General features: G+C 37.2%; 20 protein-coding genes. 1 reads left to right on the top strand and 19 read right to left on the bottom strand.

Going from position 1 to position 16,596, the window contains the following annotated elements; all coding sequences use genetic code 11:
* The 16 genes from ACDZ28_RS00505 to ACDZ28_RS00430 all read right to left on the bottom strand — a co-directional run bounded on the left by ACDZ28_RS00505 (nucleotide 1) and on the right by ACDZ28_RS00430 (nucleotide 11,618).
* The gene (locus ACDZ28_RS00505) at nucleotides 1-1,947 is read right to left on the bottom strand and encodes an ATP-dependent DNA helicase (RefSeq protein WP_375102320.1); all 1,947 of its coding nucleotides are present in this window, start codon (nucleotides 1,945-1,947) and stop codon (nucleotides 1-3) included.
* A 425-nt stretch (nucleotides 1,948-2,372) separates the two neighbouring features.
* Nucleotides 2,373-2,582 (bottom strand): hypothetical protein, encoded by a 210-nt coding sequence (locus tag ACDZ28_RS00500; protein ID WP_280788560.1) that lies wholly within the window; start codon nucleotides 2,580-2,582, stop codon nucleotides 2,373-2,375.
* Between the two features lie 372 nt (nucleotides 2,583-2,954).
* The gene (locus tag ACDZ28_RS00495; protein WP_375102319.1) at nucleotides 2,955-3,344 is read right to left on the bottom strand and encodes a hypothetical protein; all 390 of its coding nucleotides are present in this window, start codon (nucleotides 3,342-3,344) and stop codon (nucleotides 2,955-2,957) included.
* A gap of 10 nt (nucleotides 3,345-3,354) precedes the next feature.
* A complete protein-coding gene (locus ACDZ28_RS00490) occupies nucleotides 3,355-3,579 on the bottom strand; it encodes a hypothetical protein (protein ID WP_375102318.1) in 225 nt (74 codons plus the stop codon).
* Nucleotides 3,580-4,229: 650 nt separating this feature from the next.
* The gene (locus ACDZ28_RS00485) at nucleotides 4,230-4,517 is read right to left on the bottom strand and encodes a hypothetical protein (protein ID WP_280788558.1); all 288 of its coding nucleotides are present in this window, start codon (nucleotides 4,515-4,517) and stop codon (nucleotides 4,230-4,232) included.
* Between the two features lie 349 nt (nucleotides 4,518-4,866).
* Complete coding sequence (locus tag ACDZ28_RS00480) at nucleotides 4,867-5,064, bottom strand: hypothetical protein (protein ID WP_375102317.1); 198 nt, start codon at nucleotides 5,062-5,064, stop codon at nucleotides 4,867-4,869.
* 85 nt (nucleotides 5,065-5,149) lie between these two features.
* The gene (locus tag ACDZ28_RS00475; protein ID WP_280788557.1) at nucleotides 5,150-5,344 is read right to left on the bottom strand and encodes a hypothetical protein; all 195 of its coding nucleotides are present in this window, start codon (nucleotides 5,342-5,344) and stop codon (nucleotides 5,150-5,152) included.
* 68 nt (nucleotides 5,345-5,412) lie between these two features.
* Nucleotides 5,413-5,667 carry a hypothetical protein gene (locus ACDZ28_RS00470; RefSeq protein WP_280788556.1) on the bottom strand — a complete coding sequence of 85 codons (255 nt, stop codon included), beginning with the start codon at nucleotides 5,665-5,667 and terminating at the stop codon, nucleotides 5,413-5,415.
* Nucleotides 5,664-5,927, bottom strand: coding sequence for a hypothetical protein (locus tag ACDZ28_RS00465; protein ID WP_375102316.1), 264 nt, complete (start codon nucleotides 5,925-5,927; stop codon nucleotides 5,664-5,666). Before ACDZ28_RS00465 ends, ACDZ28_RS00470 begins: the two co-directional genes overlap by 4 nt.
* A gap of 29 nt (nucleotides 5,928-5,956) precedes the next feature.
* Entirely contained in the window at nucleotides 5,957-6,436 is a 480-nt protein-coding gene (locus tag ACDZ28_RS00460; RefSeq protein ID WP_280788554.1) for a hypothetical protein, read from the bottom strand.
* 191 nt (nucleotides 6,437-6,627) lie between these two features.
* On the bottom strand, nucleotides 6,628-6,786 hold the full coding sequence (locus ACDZ28_RS00455; protein WP_280788553.1) for a hypothetical protein: 159 nt from the start codon (nucleotides 6,784-6,786) through the stop codon (nucleotides 6,628-6,630).
* A 29-nt stretch (nucleotides 6,787-6,815) separates the two neighbouring features.
* Nucleotides 6,816-7,196 (bottom strand): hypothetical protein, encoded by a 381-nt coding sequence (locus ACDZ28_RS00450; protein WP_280788552.1) that lies wholly within the window; start codon nucleotides 7,194-7,196, stop codon nucleotides 6,816-6,818.
* 967 nt (nucleotides 7,197-8,163) lie between these two features.
* Nucleotides 8,164-8,841, bottom strand: coding sequence for a hypothetical protein (locus tag ACDZ28_RS00445; RefSeq protein WP_280788551.1), 678 nt, complete (start codon nucleotides 8,839-8,841; stop codon nucleotides 8,164-8,166).
* Between the two features lie 17 nt (nucleotides 8,842-8,858).
* The gene (locus ACDZ28_RS00440) at nucleotides 8,859-9,236 is read right to left on the bottom strand and encodes a PadR family transcriptional regulator (protein WP_280788550.1); all 378 of its coding nucleotides are present in this window, start codon (nucleotides 9,234-9,236) and stop codon (nucleotides 8,859-8,861) included.
* A gap of 57 nt (nucleotides 9,237-9,293) precedes the next feature.
* Nucleotides 9,294-9,605, bottom strand: coding sequence for a hypothetical protein (locus tag ACDZ28_RS00435; protein ID WP_280788549.1), 312 nt, complete (start codon nucleotides 9,603-9,605; stop codon nucleotides 9,294-9,296).
* A gap of 1,020 nt (nucleotides 9,606-10,625) precedes the next feature.
* On the bottom strand, nucleotides 10,626-11,618 hold the full coding sequence (locus tag ACDZ28_RS00430) for a hypothetical protein (RefSeq protein ID WP_280788548.1): 993 nt from the start codon (nucleotides 11,616-11,618) through the stop codon (nucleotides 10,626-10,628).
* Between the two features lie 307 nt (nucleotides 11,619-11,925).
* On the opposite strand from ACDZ28_RS00430, the gene ACDZ28_RS00425 reads away from it, so the two are divergent.
* Complete coding sequence (locus ACDZ28_RS00425; protein ID WP_280788547.1) at nucleotides 11,926-12,618, top strand: hypothetical protein; 693 nt, start codon at nucleotides 11,926-11,928, stop codon at nucleotides 12,616-12,618.
* Between the two features lie 108 nt (nucleotides 12,619-12,726).
* Here ACDZ28_RS00425 and ACDZ28_RS00420 read toward each other — a convergent pair whose 3' ends face one another.
* The 3 genes from ACDZ28_RS00420 to ACDZ28_RS00410 form a co-directional block, all read right to left on the bottom strand.
* Nucleotides 12,727-13,581 (bottom strand): hypothetical protein, encoded by an 855-nt coding sequence (locus ACDZ28_RS00420; protein WP_375102315.1) that lies wholly within the window; start codon nucleotides 13,579-13,581, stop codon nucleotides 12,727-12,729.
* A gap of 255 nt (nucleotides 13,582-13,836) precedes the next feature.
* Nucleotides 13,837-14,577, bottom strand: coding sequence for a hypothetical protein (locus ACDZ28_RS00415; RefSeq protein WP_375102314.1), 741 nt, complete (start codon nucleotides 14,575-14,577; stop codon nucleotides 13,837-13,839).
* Between the two features lie 162 nt (nucleotides 14,578-14,739).
* The gene (locus ACDZ28_RS00410; protein WP_375102313.1) at nucleotides 14,740-15,987 is read right to left on the bottom strand and encodes a replication initiation protein; all 1,248 of its coding nucleotides are present in this window, start codon (nucleotides 15,985-15,987) and stop codon (nucleotides 14,740-14,742) included.
* Between the last annotated feature and the right edge of the window lie 609 nt (nucleotides 15,988-16,596).

Raw genomic sequence — 16,596 nt, 5'->3', positions numbered from 1 at the left:
TTAGCAAGGTAGTATGTGAATGATATCCTCTAATTTTCTTGAATATTGACACTTTGGGAGACTACGAATGACTCTTCCCCCATATCTCTTGGTTAAGATCCTATTATCTAGAATGATAAAAGCGCCTTGGCACTTCATGGATCGATTTAAACGCCCAAATCCTTGCTGAAGCTTTACCATCATTTTAGGGAACATATAATCAAAGAAACTGCTGCGCTTGGCTTTTTCAATGACGGCGAGCTGGGCTTGGATTAATGGCTCATTAGGCTGAGGAAAAGGAAGTTTAGCAATTACTACTGTTGTTAATGCATCACCAGGAACATCTACGCCGGTCCAAAAGCTTGCACATCCAAGTACTATTGTTCGTGGATTGGTTTTTAACTGATGAATGATATCCTCTCGATCGCATCCAGGGAATTGAACTAGAAGGTTAAGCGAACGTTCACTGCAGTAATCTTCGAGACTACGAGCAACACGGTTCATACTCTCGAAACTGGTGAATAAGACAAGCATTCGGCCACCGCTATATAGTAATATTTCTTCAATTTTGTGTGGGAGGTATTCGTCATACTCGGGACTACTGGGGTCAGGTGCATCATCGGGGCAAATAATCATTGTTTTCTTCTCATATTCAAATGGGCTGTCTACTATAATGGTTCCATACTCTTTAAGACCGAGTCGGCCAGCATAAAACGTGAATGTTTTTCCCTCTTTAGTACTCGTGGACATGGTAGCGCTCGCCAAGATTACAGGTACCTTGTCGAATAAACCTTTACTTAATATGACTTTTGGGTAAAGAGGAGCGGCATGGAGTATTACATTGCCTCTGCCTTGAATCGTAGCCCAATATGCCCAAGAATTCTTCTCGTTTGAGCTAATGAATTCTAAATCATCATTACCTTCAAAGAGTTTTTCAGTTAAGTCTGATATCCCTCGTACCTTTAAACTTTTGACTTTCTCAATGAAGCTAGTTAGAGTAGCACAGACCTCGGAAATTTCAATCTTTGTTGTCATGAGCTTGAAGGCAAGCAATCCCCCCTGATCATCTCTCATCTTCTTTCCTACTTGAGCGTACACTTCATCAATTTGCTGGTGAAAAGATTGACGAAGCTGAGCAAGCTCGATTTGACTTCCATGATCAAGTTCCGAGAATGCACTTCGTTTGAAGATTGCTTCAAATAAAATTTCAAAACGGTTGATATCTACTTTCTTTTCGAAGACATTGCAGCATACATCTTCTATTTCATGTGCTTCGTCAAAAATGACGGCATCATATGCTGGAAGAGTACCATTCCCCGTCTTCATTCTCATTTTTAGATCATTAAAGAAGTAAGCGAAATTTGTAACAATTATATGGGAGGTATACATTTTTCCTTTTAGGTCTTCTAACATGCAGTTGCTTGGTTTAGTAATGGCTGGACAATTGGAAGCACTAATCTTTTTCCACACATTGTCTTCAACATCGAATCCTAGAGCCGCACGATCCCCAACCCGTTCTTGTTTTACCATCTTTGAAATCTGACGTACAAGTTTAGCTTCAGAATCATTACTGCGTAACTTTTCTTGCCAGAGTGTTTCTAATTTTGTATTACAGATATAATGATCCTTTCCTTTGACATGTTGGAACTTAAGTGATAACTTCTCCATCTTAAGGATGTTAACTACCCTTGGTAGCTCCACATTAACGATTTGATTCATTAAAGGGATCGTATGCGTACAGACAATAACTGTTTTCTTATTAACGACAGCCCAGCGAGCTGCAGGAGTTAAATATCCAAGTGATTTACCAGTGCCGGTGCCGGCTTCGCAGATTAAATGCTGTGAATTTTCTAAAGATTCGCCAACCTTTTTCGTAATCATTATTTGGGGGGCTCGTGGGATATATCCATTTACTAGCTTAGACAAATGTCCTTGAGCCCCAAAAGCCCGTTCAATAAAATCCTCCACAGCGAATCCTCCAATTAATATAGTAATATAATATACATGTAATATATTAATATATTAACAAAAGCGTGAGAAATATCAACGAAAACCATCATCATTATTTAGTAACAATGCTAATTCTTTCAGCACATATGATGTCTCCAGTCGCTGCCTATATTCAAAAAGTTAATGATAATACCATACACTAAACCATGAACACAAACGCCAAAATTCCAAATAAACAACAACCTAAGAAAGACTTCCATCGATCTAAACTATTCCCAAGCTTTATTGATCTAATGAAAGCTACTAAACCGGCCACGATAAGAATTGCTCAGGAAAAGAAACTATTCCAAGCATACCCCAGATTGAAATCAATAAATAATAAATTGTAAATGCTTTTGCAGGAAGCTTGTTAATAAAAGCCATGGTATCACTCTCCGACTTATTTATTCAGCTAAAATTTTGGAAGCATCCGATGCGTAAAAGTATTCATTTTGTCGATCTTTATACTCCTTCGGAATTTCCTTCCCCCAATATTTTGCATACGAATGTAATGTCCTCTTGTTCCCTCCACGTCCAGGTTTCCCAACATAAAATTCGAAATAATTCTTGGGTTTGCTAGTAGGATCAAAAGCTCGTTCAATAAAATCCTCCATAACGAATCCTCCTTAATATTCTAATATAGTATTTAATTGACATACTAATATACTAACGAAATGGAGAGGGAAATCAACCAAAATAACTCAGAATAATCTTGAGTTGAAATTATTAATCTTTTATCACATGTGACGTCTCCAATAACTTTTGGTGGGACGCATAAATTCAGGGAGATGTCCAAATTGTTTTTGGTATCGGAATTCATCCGAAATTGTTCTGAATGAAAAGTATACACCCGTAATTCCCACTACAATGAATAATACAATCGGCAAAATTTCTTTAAGAGCAAGTAATTGATTTAAACTTGGCATTTAAATTCACTCCTATTCTTTTATTATCTAAGACTTTTTGAAACATCTGAAGCAAAAACATCATCTAGTCTGCAATTTTATCGCTGTATATTTCGCATTATTTGAATATCGAAGGTGGAATTCAGCAATTCCATATTCTTTTTTAGAATCTTCCAAACTGGGTTCAACTGCTCTTCCTTCAATAATAAGGCGCTCAATAATTCCTAGCCTATCTTTATAAGCAGCCGTTTCGACTTTCTCAACTTCCTCAATTAGTACAAAGTATGTTCTCATGAAGAAGGGATTATTAAGTCCATCAGGCGCAAAAAAAATGCTCTCTTTTTTCTCATTAACAGCAATTGAAAGCCCGTATCCCCCATCGTTAACCTCAATAATTCTTGAGAACGTACCCACTACTTTTTGTTTCCATTCTTCAATATTTTCAAATACCTTGATCTTTTGTTCTAGCATTTCTAAACCTTCAGATATGTTTTTTTGCAGAAATTACTGGTAACCATGATCCTTCGTTATTAAAGTAAGATGCCAGTTCAATTGCTTCGATATCAGCACCTTCTGTGATTTCTCTGATTTGGTCCAACTGTTCAGCAAGAGGCGAAGCAATCACCCATAGTTCTGTGCCATACCGAAATCGCCAGCTTTGAATATTCCAACCTTCATTACTTACCAATTTGTCGATTGTATTCAATGTTATTGAAAATCCCACCTTTATTTAATGTATGGAACTAAGCAGAAGCCTAACTTTAATTAAATCTCATTCTATAGACAGGTAAACAAAAGAGAAAATTCTTCTGCTTCTTCTTTAGAATAAATTACAATAAAAGCTCGAACAGAAATATCAGTGATGTTTAAATGTGTTTTGATTTTTTTAGTGCAAGATCAATTAAAACAATAATAATCACAAAAGCCTCCAGTGAGATCAGGGATCTTCCAATAAAGGACAACGGAAGAAACCAATTCATCCATACTGAGATAAGAATTAATAGCATTAGTGCAAAAGCAAATATACTAATCCATTTAGTTGCAAATCGATTTAACATTATGTAACACCCTCCCAATGGCTTATTTCGTTTGACGCTAAAGTTCTGACTATAAATGGATTACGTACTCTATCAGATATTTGTTGCAATTTTCAATGGTTTTCGCTCATTTCTTGTGAAAAAAACGAAAAGAAGGTTTTTTCACAAGTTAGTTCTAAGTTTTTGAGAGCTTTATCTTTCTCTTTTTCTAAATATCAATTATCATTATTGAGGTCTGTTATTTCTTCAAACATTTTTATATCCTCAAGGTAAAAATGCCTTAAACTGTCTGCTGTAAATACACGCACCATCATCCCTCTTAATACAATTTGATATTTTGTAATTTCACCAGACGTTCGTCAACTGGATAATGCTTTTTAAGGTATAGAAGAAATGCATCATTTAATTTTTCATGTAACATTTTTGTAGTTTCAAAAATCAGTTTAGAATTATTAAGGATTTTCAAATTACTTTCCCATTCTCTCAGATCATCAGGCGTGCTCTGATTAAGCACGTCTCTCACTCTAAGTCGTTTTAACTGTTCACGAGCTTCTTTGCTCTGGGGGAATATTATTAAGGAATTGAGAATATTACGAATATAACTCATTCATATCTACCTCCATACAACTTAATATTCAGACGGTGTTCATTTCAAAATTGATTCATAAACCATTCGAATTGTCATGCATTCCTCTAGGTTATCTTTATAATTATCCGACACCAGAATATTTATAGCTTGATCAATAAGCACAATTCGATCAGCTATTAAACTACTTTCAATCGATCTATGTAGATGTAAGGTAGAGCGTAGTCGATCCTCTCTGACTTTTAAATCCTTAATCAGCCAACGTTTATCAGTGTAATCAATACTAGGAAACCGACTGAAAATATTGCGAATCTTTCTGTTCCTGAAGTAATTAAACATGTGGATCTAACACCTCCATACAACTTAATATTCATTCTGTATCCTTATTCCCAGTAATTGGGATGAGACGAGTCACTTTCATAAATGTAATCAGAATGTATACCCCCCCTAAAACAGACCCAATTATGCCCGCTAAATATTTTTCACTATATAAGAGATATGAACCGCTGGTAAAAAAGAATATTGTTAAAAATACATCTAAATACACTGTTTTTGAAACTTTTTTCATATAAGCCTCCCTTTGTACGCTTTCATTCAATATGTTGTGGAACAGACAGAATCATGAAGTACAAAAACCAACTGAACGATTTTATTCAATATGTTACGTTGCCTATAACATCAAATTGATCTTCGTAGTAATCTTTTAATTCCGGCTCACCTGAGTGATTAAACAACACAGTAAATTTTTGCTGATCTTTTCTGTCAGAATGAACCTGCTTTACCGTAACGCCTTCTTTATCAAAGTTCACATCTTTTGAATCTTTGATTTTTACAGGTCTTTTTTCCACGTATTAAACACCCTTCCTATGAACGAATATATTCATTGAAGATCATTGCCCTCATAGTCGTGATTTAACTATTCTCCGTCTTTAGTTGAAAGAACATTAGTTCCGCAATCATGTTGACTGAATCGATTATATTCATTCGTCCAAACTTGACAGCGTGGACACCACATTGTTACGACTTGTATTCTTTTTATTTTTGCCATCGCTCCGCAACGGCAATGAAAAAAATGGGTTCCATCCAGGTATTCTATTTGTGATGGTTTGTCAAAAATGTGATAGTGCTTACCTGTCAATTTTTCAAGCAGCTCATAGAGCCATTCTTTCATATGAACACTCCATGTTCATTTTGTTTCATTATCATTTCAGAGTCATAGAGGATTTCAGATCTCAATCCTCCGCTACCTGGAACATGAAGCTCATCTAATATTTCTAGTCGGTCCCAATACTTTTCTTTGAAATGTATCCGTGTATATTTTTCTTCAAATTTTTCTTGCTCATTCAAGCCTATCATTTCATCATCTGCTATTTCTATTTGCCCTTCGGAATCGATTTCATTCCTTGTGATTTTGTATGTAACGATAATCAATAGGTTCCCCTCCCTTTGTACGCTTGCATTCAATATGTTGTGGAACAGACAGAATCATGAAGTACAAAAACCAACTTAGCGATCCGCTGCTTTTCTAATGTGTAGTCCATTAGAGCTTGTAAATTATGAAGCGATTTTTCAGGGAGTTGATTTTTTTCGTAAACGATTAGATTTATGAATGGAAGCCCTTCGCAAGACGCGCCCTCATCATAAAGTTTTATTCTATCATCGTATAGACTCTTAATAATTTCTAATATGGCATTAAAATCTGGAATATCCTGATAAGTATGACACTTTGGATTGAGACCTAAAAATTTGTTTGGTTTTTCTGTTAGATCTACATAATAAACATCACCTGCATTTAATAATGAATTTGCAAATGATTTTAATTCTTCCCTCTCAATTACCCAATTGTATGTTCTACCCGATCCAGAAGGGCCAATTATTAGATTACTATTCTTAACCATATCCTTATCTTTTTTAAAGAAGATACGTGGTAATTTGGCCATCTCAATACACTCTCCTATTCATTTTGTTTCATAACTCCCAGGGAACATAATTTTATCGAGAGCAGTTTCACGTTTTCTGAATAATAAAATGGCTTTTTTAAGATGTGATGAAAGTGATGTTATTTCATCATCACATATTATTTCTCCATCTTCTTCTAAGTAGAATTTAAATTCTTTCCCTGAATTGAGTATTAACTTACCTGAACCTTCACCGATCCACGAGCTTCATGAAGCTTTATTTTACCCGATATTTCGTTTTCGCTTATATCTAATAATGGCACCAATTTAGCGTTAAATTCATCTAAAGTTTGCTTATATCTACGACCTTCAGGGTGGTTTTCATTGATCATTACGATTACTCCTTTATGAACCGATTTATTCAATATGTTTCTATCACATAGAATCCAGATTCCCACCTTTTAATCAGATGCTCGAATGAAAGCAGACAATCAGGCAATTCATTTTTCACCAGCTGCAATAAGTTTTTCTTCTCTACAATCCGAAGACATTCAGTGGGTTCCTTCAACTTTGTAATAATATACTCTGTTTGTTCTTTCGTTAAGCAATCAAAATAGTATTGCTCTCCAAATGTAGGAACAAAATCAACTTCAATTCCTTGACTTGAAAACAATTTATAAAGCTTACTTAATGAGGAAGGGTAGATATAATTCCCTGGTTCATATCCTAATTTCTCAAAAATATAGTCACCAAATTCCTCAGTTACATTGAAGCTTTTAAAGCACTCAATACTATATCCCAATACCGAAACATCTCCTTTCTAATACACTCACGCTATTCAATTTGTATCTTTGTCAGATCTGCCCCATATTTTATTGATAGCAAAAGTAATTGCAGCGAGCGAGCCAATCACAGAAATTCCAATCGGAGTAAAAAGCCACGTTATTAAAGCCATATAATAGTTACATCCTCTCTATTCAATATGTCTTCTTACCTAGTAGAATATAATTTCAACGTCTTCTGACTCGTACAGACGTTTGACTGCATCATTACTAAAATCAATGTACTAATTACCAATTCCATATTCTGTTTTTATAATTGAAACTTTCATCTTATACCTCCACTCCGAATGTACCGGATTATTCTTTTTGATTCATCAAGTCTTCAGCTCCAGGAGTTCTACCACGGATTATCCCTATACATTGATGATCTAGCTCCAGAAATCAGTTCCTCCCGGATACTCAGACTTCTAATATTTCTTAATCTCTATTTCGCTTTTCTTCAAAGACAGTCAAAATTTGCTGCAGAAGTTTGTGTTTTAAATGCCGGTATATGTTCGAAGCAATATACCAAAGATTCGTGTATTAGATTCGGGTTACTTCTTGGCATCTTACTTTGCCGCCTTACACACTGCTGGTATTTATGATTAGTACCAAACGAATTATTGATCGACTTTTTCCATTGCCGAGAGGATGGCCACTCTACAGTTGATGTGAAAGGAGCGGGAACCGTTCATAACACATCTGCACTCATAAATACTAATATAATAATATATTAATTAAGTAATATGGGTAGTTAAGACTCTTTAGCTCCCATTGGTAAGTATCATGACAATGCATAATTTCTAATAATTAATCCGATAAGAAACAACAATATACAAAATACGAAAATATATATCTTTTTTTCTTTATGATCAAATATTTCCACGATAAGTATGAAAAAACTAGTAGCAAAAAAACAGTAGGCTAATAATATGAGTAAAGAAGATATCATATCGATCTCCTTTCATTGTTTCGCTTATCTTCAAAGTCAGTCAAAACTTGCTCCGGAAGTTTGCGTTTCAAATGTGCCGGTATATCTTCGAAGCAATATACCATTGATTCGCGGTTTAAATTCGGAATCCTTCCTAGCAGCTCCCACTCGGCATTAGTCAGGTTCGCTTTACACTTCAGGCATTTATGGTTAGAGACCGCAAATGATTGCATTGGAGCGGCTCCATCCTCCACTCCTGCAGGTGGTCCACTCTGTAGTAAATGTACAAGCGCTGGGTTCCCTGCCCAGTCCTCAAGCTTGTAGGGGGCGAGATCCTTCCATCCCATCTCATAAGTATCAATCGCATCGATGAAAGCTTCATTGACTGCCTGATCGACCGCTGTACGTATTAACTTGGGCTCGGCAGCAGGATCTCCATTCATAATCGATACTCCGTAGCCATCACGAGTATAGGGTCCGATACGGATCTGTACGATCGCCTTTACATAGCGGTGTGGCACACTAATATCGAGCTCCTTAATCTCCTTATCCCACTCACTGCCTGTTGCAGTCTCAAGTCGATCTGTATAGACCTGGTTGGGGATATAAACCCCCTTCTTATCTTTTCTGTGTGTTACTGTCCCTTCCGGAAAGCGCTGCTTCAGCGAAGCTATGATCTCCTGATAGTTATCCATCCTCTCATACCTTTCTATTAGTCATATTTTTTCATGATTTTAGAGAACCGTTCATATACCTGGATGGCCATGTTTACTTTTTCCGGTAACTCTCGTAGCAGCTGCTGAAAATACTCTTCTCCGGAAGGTGTGATCTCATAGTAGCGGTTATAGCGGTTATCGTTTTCCCATCTACTAGTGGCATGCCCTTTTTCGGCTAACTTCTTCAATCGCTGTGACAGGTAGGAATCGTTCACGCCTACGCCATCAAGCGCCTGAATAATAACTTGGTCAATTTGTTTACCATAACGCTCGCCCTTCTGCAGCTCAGCCAGAACCATGAAATCAATGACTTGCTGAACTTTAACGACTGAACCAAGCGTAGACTCTTTTTCAACCTTATCTGTATTTCTCATTTGTCTGTATCCTTTCTATAATCCAATCGCTATGCTTATGGAAAAATAAATGAAGTATTAAACTACTTTTAGTTTGTTCATAGCATTTTGGAAAGCTTTCTGGTATAAATCAATCAGATTGGCAAGAACAACAGTAAAGTCATTTTGATTACCGTACTTCTGCTGAATCTCATGAATCTCTAAGGCTGATGGTGAGAAGTAGTCATACATTAGTGCAATATCAGTTTCACTAATTCCTCTAAAGTGAATCTCAGGAGCCTCTATGACTTCGAAATACCAAACATCATCGTTATTCAGTTGATCTATGGAATACTTTCTCAGTAGTTGATCACGAACCCAAGTAACATGACCTTTAAGTATCCAAGGCATTTGCCTTTTCATGCGATCACCATCCAGTCTGTAACATCTTAATATCTTTTCCCTACAGTAACTCGCCCGATGGGGGAGAGCTAAATCCCGCTCCTAGCACAGAGTTACAACCCCTCAAAGAGAATTCCTTATACTCCTAATTATACCATAACACGCGTGATTATAACATACGTGTTAGCACGTATTCACATCACTTAATCGCTTCATTCCCCTCTTTATCTGTATCCCCTCCCTTTATACCGCACTTCAACACTCTCCGTACCTAGACTCCACTTAGTAACAAAATTCAACTCTACATCTATATCCGAGTTTATTCTTTTGCTATCTACGTACCCAGTCGAAGAGTTCAACTCTACTTCTAAATCCGGATCAAGTTACAATTTTAGATGGTTTGGGGGGCGGGGCGGCGCGGAAGGCAAAAACCGGGTTAAAAGGTAAACCCAAAAAATCCAAAAATGCAGGTTACACCTGCAGGAGTTTATTATCGGCTATGTTGAAGAAATGGATTCAGAAATAGACATAGGAATCATAGTCTTTCCTGGATAGATGATAGATTCGTGAATATGCTTACGTGCAGTGTCCCAAAAGACAATTCACATAAATAGAATTATCGATGTAGCTAAGCAGCCGTATCGAACAAACAAAATAGTAGCAAACAATCAGTGAAAGAAGTAGAAATGCAGGGATCAAGCTCGTAGGAGCTGGACGCTGGGGATGGCATGCGTGTAAACACGTATGTTTAAAACACGCGGTTTTCGTGAAATCTATGTTCGAGGTCCTTTTTTTATAAAGAGATTAGACCTGAATACGTATGTGGTTATGATTAGTTACGAATTGTTGATCTTACGCAGAATTCTGAATGGTTAAATCGTAAGATTCGAAATGAAAGTACTAGATGTTCCAATAATAAAACCAGGGCAATGGTCTGGAAAATCAAGTCCTAGACTACCCTGGTTTTAACAATTCAAGTTTGGTTAAAGGATCAGATCAGCGGTTGTATGGCAAATTCCCCACTTAGTTCTATATTATGTATTTTTTATGGTTCATTTTGATCTCAGCCTTGATAATATCATGCAACTTTTTAATAACCTTATTGTATTCCTCCCAATCATTTAAAATTCCATTAAGAGGATCTTCAAAATCGTCTATATCTATTTCCTCGTAATCTTCCCAATTCAAGGGATTCGCTGCATGTTCCCAAAATTTATCCTCATTTTCTTTTAATGATTTTTCATAGAAACTGAGCTTATCTTGGATTTTTTCGTCAGCCTTTGTGAGGTTCTCCCCTAAAACGCTTGTCGCCTTTAGAAGCACGGATCTAGCGAGCGGAACTGTACCCTCAAGCCAGTATACAAGTTCGAAAATAAACTTATTAGATTGATTTACATTATTCTCAAATATACGGATAATTTCTGGCCGCGATGCTTTGAGCTCTAAAAACCCAACATAATTCCTTAATTGCTTTATTCCTTCGGCTTCCTCGTCAAAGGCTCTCTTGCTTTTACTTAAGGTGATGTGCAAATCTTGTGCTTCACGAATTGCCACATTAAGATTGCTGTTAAGTTCTCTTACGGTTTCGATTTTCGTTATTGATTCATTATGAAGCTGCTTCATTTGATTGAGCCGTAACTCCACCTCTTCCACTTTAGATGAAAAAGTCTTTTTGGAAATCCAGACAAATATACCACCGAATAATGTAAGTCCAGCAACAATAACAGCAAGCAACGACAATAGAGCATTAATATTTCCTTCAAGAATAGCTATTCTTGATTTTTGGGTATCTATTAATTGCTGGGTGATTTCTTCCTTCGTAAGTGTATCCCCTGGTAGCTGACCCATTGTCTGAAGTTCTTCTTTTGTGGCCATGTCCATCTTGAGTTTTTCCAAACTGTTTTGCAATTGATCGTTCGTAACAAAATCGCTTTCCGTTGCTGCATTGACGTTTAAACCCACTGAAAAGATACTAATTAAAATACAAAACGCCAGTACCTTAAGCCTAAATGTTTTATTCATGTGTCCTCCTAGTATTTATCCACTTTAAATCCCCTAAAGAGTAGGAAAGACTAAGAAAATTTCCTAGCATCCTTCTTAATCTCATCAAATATTACCACATGCTGAATAAATAGAGGAATGATATTGTATCCTCCCGTAAGTTAATGTCGTTCCCAGCCTATTAAAATTCGGTTGGTGATTTATTTTTCTATTAAAGCTCAAAATAGTCCACCTTATCCAGGAACGACTAAGCTATAAAATCGTATAGATTTGTAATGGATATAACATCATAGAACTTCATCATTTCTAGAGAAGAAAGAGGTTGCCTATGAGCAAAAATAAACCTAGTAAAAAACAAAGAAAAAAACATAAAAGAACCAAGAATATCCCTGTACTAGAGAGTGGACCTCCACCCGTCCCCCCAATAGGAATTGAGCTCTTAAAAATAAGAGAGAGCCTCACTAAGATTTTGGATAAGTTATTCAGCATTGCTAAATGGGATAAAAAGCTCTACTTAGACAAGATACGTTTTGCTTTCTCTCCATTTATGCTCATCCCATTGATTGTTTCCTGGATAGAAGCTCCAATTCATAAATTAGGTGCAGCACCTCATGTGCTACAAAGCACATTTCCAATCATTCTAAAAACAGTTGAGATTTGTAATACGGTTATGTATTGGTTACAAACTAGTGGATATATCCAGATCGTATACCTTCTGTTATCCATGAAATTCATTCAAATTTTATACAAACATAATAAGCATGATAAGCAGCTTCAAGAGAAAATGACCCCATCGCTAATTTGCAAAATGCTATTCGATTTAGTATTACTTTACTCAGCAACGCAATATTTTCCTGGTGTGCTTGCAACTGTTTCAGCTTGGGCTATTCTACCGTTTCTCGTTATAACTCTAGCTTACATAGCTAGTTTAGGTCATTATCAAAAACAAAAGGGATCCTATGATCCCGATCAGATGTTAAAACGGGAACGTAGGAGAGAAAAAAAACGTCATATAAAATAAAAAAGCAGTAGAATGCCCTATTAAGAATAAGCATTCTACTGTTTTTTTATTGATTTAAATAATTATCTACCGAAAGATTCATTTATAAGGTCATTAACCTTAGAATCATCATACAATTACCCGTTCCAGGACCGGCAATCTCAGCTTCCCAGCCTTTGTCCAGTGACGAAAGCGAACTTCTATCTTCACAAATGGCTCTACATAAACAAAATCCTTAGTTTCTCGAATAACCGCCTTCTTTAGAAATGGAAAAGTTGCTTTCCCGATCGGTGTGTTAAGGCCGTACTCTAATAGACCAACTGGGATGATCTTACCACCGCGCTCGACGCCTATAGACCAAGCATGTGTTTTCTTTGAATAACCCGTGACAAAGCATTCTTCTCTATTATATACAACGACGCGTTGCCAAATCCCCCGAGGTCTTTGTCCCTTATAATAGAGACTATCTCTACGCTTTAGCACGATGCCCTCCAGTTCTTGCTCGCGGCACTTTTCATAGAGAGGAATAAAACCTTGCTCTACATATCGGATGCGTTTAATGAACTCATTCTCCTTCACCGCTTCATCAAGCAGTGCTTTACGCTGCATTAGTGGTAAAGCGGTCGTATCTTTCCCCTTGTATGACAATATATCAAAGGCCACAAAGCACAATCCAGGTGTAATCTTCTTTTGCCGTGTAGACTGAAACCGCGCCATTGTGGATGCAAAGTCAGGTTTTCCCGTACTAGTATCACAAACAACGATCTCACCATCTAGTTTGGTTCCAAATTCAATTGCAGCTGTCGCAGCTTCAGTGATCTCATCAAATCGAGAGGTTATTTCATTATGATGCCGGCTATATATTCTCGTTCTGCTCTCTTTGCCAACAATACCGCGTATACCATCTATTTTTAGTTCTGCTATATGAAGATCTGATTCAAATGGAACATCCACTTCATCTAGCAACATTGGATCAGTAAACATTATCATCACCCATTATAGCGTAACAAACTCTATGAGTGATTGATATCGGTAGATGGTGGTAATCATCATTAAACATCATAAAATAATGGTCTAGGTAGCCGCTTATACGTTGCAGGTTCAATGTATAAACCCTAGATAAAGAAATGTAAACCACATTACCCCGAGCTTATATGTATTCGTACAGATTCAACTACCCTGCCCTATAGATTAAAGAGGCTGCCATACATATACGTGCAGCCTCGACTGTTGTCATTATTAGTCTATTGTTCTCCGATGGTGAATCGCATGCCAGCGAAAATATACCTGGGCAGGACCGTTCCATGAGGGAACCCGTTTCCCTAATAGCTCGGATATTTTATTAACCAACCAGTCTGTTCCGTCTCTTCGGATGGGCACCACGTTACCGTTTTCAACTCCTATCCAGCCATGTTCAAATAGCGCATCACACCCGAATTTGCACATAGGGAGTACAATATTTTCATCCTTGCGTTCCTCATCGCTAGCTTTGGACCGTTTTTTGATATGAGCTACGATAAGAAACTCAGGTGGTAGCGAGGTACCACAAATAGCACATGCCTCCAGTTCCCCTCTGCCTAACAAATATTTGCGAAGTCCTGGCTGCTCACGCCGCCGTTTCGTCACGACCGTCGTATCCGTGGGACCTTCAAACGTAAAAGTCTCGTTTTCCCCTTGCTGGGTGATCTTGGGTTCAGAGATCAACTGCATCTGATAGATCTCACGGAAAAAATCTATGCGTGAACTATTAAACGTCGCCCCTGTGTAATTCAGAACCAAGTCCTTTAGTTCCTCGTTGCCATCCCATGTTATTTTCCAACCCTCACCCCAGTTCACCCCTACCATGTTTAGCTGACGTATAGCTCCTTCTATGGCTATCCTAAGCCCGACTTCTCCTCGAGGTCCTCTTAATACATATTCTTTTCGAGCAGGATTCTTAACATCTACATACACAAGCTCAACATCTAATATTGATTCCATACGAAACCTCCAATTAAATCATCTTATCCCACGAGTTTAACTGCCAGTTAGCCAAATGCTATTCCCATTCAAATACTACAATTAACTCAGTCTACTAGTTTATATTCATTTAACCTTTATATTGATTTCCTTAAAAAAGACCCTACCACAACGGTAGGGACTCTAAAGTAATATTTGTTCTTCCTTTTCTGATTCTACATATTTAAATACCTCTTTTGCCTTGCCATCTGTGAAGTCTTCGATCTGCAAAGGTCTTTTATTGTTCATGGAGCGCCGATCTGAGGTGGCCACAATGTCTTCCATGATTTTTTGTTTCATGGAAAGCATACCTTCAGCTTTCGTTGTGATTTCCTCTCGAATACACTGCTCATAAAAGAAAATCGATTTGCCGATCCTATCATTTAACCATTTCAGCGAAGTGGTTTTATCATCTTCATCTTCCGGATCATACTCACGCTTAGTATCCGCGTAGTTATCTTCAATTGCTCTTATAATGTAGCCGGCTAAATTACTTACATCCATATTACGTTTTTTATCATATACATACTGTACATTCTCACGTATAAGTACTTCACCATACTTATGGATCAGCTCTTTAGCTGTCTTTTTATTAATTTCAAAACGGGCTAACAAAGCGATGAGATCTTCTTGCGCGATATATTCCGCATCATTTAATCCTTCACGTCCTCCACGAGGGTTCGGGAAGATATGAAACACGATACCAACCACCTTAGCACCTTTTTTGATCTCTTCGAACGTAAATTTTATATCTGTCTTAGCTTCTAGTTCCATTTGAGAGGATAGTAAAATACGATTTTTCAAATGACTGTATTTCACATACTTACCTTCTTCCAGCTCAAGCATATCCCGTAACTGTTCCAGCGTAAATCTTCTCTTTTGGAGCGGGAGATACTGTTTAAGTAGCTTGTACAACTTGGAAGAGTAAAAGCTCTTCAAATAAAGCACATTCCACATTTTAAACTTCGTAAAGTTTTGCTGGAGCTGTAGTAAATAAGGGCGTAGCATTGAAGAAAACTCAAGCTCTATCGTACCTTTACCATGATAGTACCTTGCTGCTGCTAACCAATGTGCTGACAGAGTGGATTGCATGCTCTTTTCTTCAATTATCACCTTTTTATCCTGTAAACCCTCAACAATATCACGAACGCGTTTATAGAAATTCTTTTCAGTAAGGTCTAGCTTCTCAGCAATATCCTTAACCTTGAAAAAATGAGTCTTAAATTGTGTATCATCTGGATGAATCCTAGATGCTAGTATGTATATTAGTCTCTCTTCGTATAGTGTGAGATTAGTCCTGGCCTCAATTAATGCATTAGATTCCGAAACGATGTAATGATCCGAGATGGCATCATGTTCGAAATCGAACTCTAACTGCTCTTTCTCTATCATGCGTTACCCTCACTAAACTTTATTTAATATATAGATTGTATTGTACCTTGAATGTATTATCTACTCCCTTCTATGTGGCATTTTTTTCTTGAATATTACCCACTATCAGAGCTGTAACTCTAATTAATGCCACATTATAAGGAGCCTGAGTACTCAAAACAGCTAATTTGATGGTGTTTTTATTAAAGTGCCACATGAAAAGGAGTCAAATGACGTTAAAAGTGGCATATAATTGATTGTTCACTCCCGTAGGTGTGGCATTTTAACTAGAGTGCCACATGAAAAGGAGTCCAATAACGTTAAAAGTGGCATATAATCGATTGTTACTCCCGTAAGTGTGGCAATCTAACTAAAAACCTCACTTATGGGAGTACTATAGTAACTTTTTTATTGCTATCTTAATAAACACTCCTTTTTATGTGGCACTTAGGCTAAAATGCTCTTTGAACAGACTTATTTCGGATGTAAATCAGAGGAGATTTCACTCAAATCCATGAAATTCACCTCTGATTTTTGGACAACCACAGTGCCAAATGCCACACAAAAGGGATAAACAAACGATGTACAACTGATCTTATAATAACTCCCTTGTAAGTGGCACCTATACTC

It is taken from the genome of Paenibacillus sp. RS8 (assembly GCF_041956825.1).
Classification (GTDB): domain Bacteria; phylum Bacillota; class Bacilli; order Paenibacillales; family Paenibacillaceae; genus Paenibacillus_AQ.
The sequence above is the reverse complement of the archived record's forward strand: the minus strand, read 5'-3'. Positions and strand labels throughout refer to the sequence as shown.

Coding starts and splice junctions, on each gene's coding strand:
- ACDZ28_RS00500 (WP_280788560.1), bottom strand. CDS start 2,582: ATGGAGGATTTTATTGAACGAGCTTTTGATCCTACTAGCAAACCCAAG.
- ACDZ28_RS00495 (WP_375102319.1), bottom strand. CDS start 3,344: ATGCTAGAACAAAAGATCAAGGTATTTGAAAATATTGAAGAATGGAAA.
- ACDZ28_RS00485 (WP_280788558.1), bottom strand. CDS start 4,517: ATGAGTTATATTCGTAATATTCTCAATTCCTTAATAATATTCCCCCAG.
- ACDZ28_RS00480 (WP_375102317.1), bottom strand. CDS start 5,064: ATGAAAAAAGTTTCAAAAACAGTGTATTTAGATGTATTTTTAACAATA.
- ACDZ28_RS00470 (WP_280788556.1), bottom strand. CDS start 5,667: ATGAAAGAATGGCTCTATGAGCTGCTTGAAAAATTGACAGGTAAGCAC.
- ACDZ28_RS00460 (WP_280788554.1), bottom strand. CDS start 6,436: ATGGCCAAATTACCACGTATCTTCTTTAAAAAAGATAAGGATATGGTT.
- ACDZ28_RS00455 (WP_280788553.1), bottom strand. CDS start 6,786: ATGATCAATGAAAACCACCCTGAAGGTCGTAGATATAAGCAAACTTTA.
- ACDZ28_RS00445 (WP_280788551.1), bottom strand. CDS start 8,841: ATGGATAACTATCAGGAGATCATAGCTTCGCTGAAGCAGCGCTTTCCG.
- ACDZ28_RS00440 (WP_280788550.1), bottom strand. CDS start 9,236: ATGAGAAATACAGATAAGGTTGAAAAAGAGTCTACGCTTGGTTCAGTC.
- ACDZ28_RS00435 (WP_280788549.1), bottom strand. CDS start 9,605: ATGCCTTGGATACTTAAAGGTCATGTTACTTGGGTTCGTGATCAACTA.
- ACDZ28_RS00430 (WP_280788548.1), bottom strand. CDS start 11,618: ATGAATAAAACATTTAGGCTTAAGGTACTGGCGTTTTGTATTTTAATT.
- ACDZ28_RS00425 (WP_280788547.1), top strand. CDS start 11,926: ATGAGCAAAAATAAACCTAGTAAAAAACAAAGAAAAAAACATAAAAGA.
- ACDZ28_RS00420 (WP_375102315.1), bottom strand. CDS start 13,581: ATGTTTACTGATCCAATGTTGCTAGATGAAGTGGATGTTCCATTTGAA.
- ACDZ28_RS00415 (WP_375102314.1), bottom strand. CDS start 14,577: ATGGAATCAATATTAGATGTTGAGCTTGTGTATGTAGATGTTAAGAAT.
- ACDZ28_RS00410 (WP_375102313.1), bottom strand. CDS start 15,987: ATGATAGAGAAAGAGCAGTTAGAGTTCGATTTCGAACATGATGCCATC.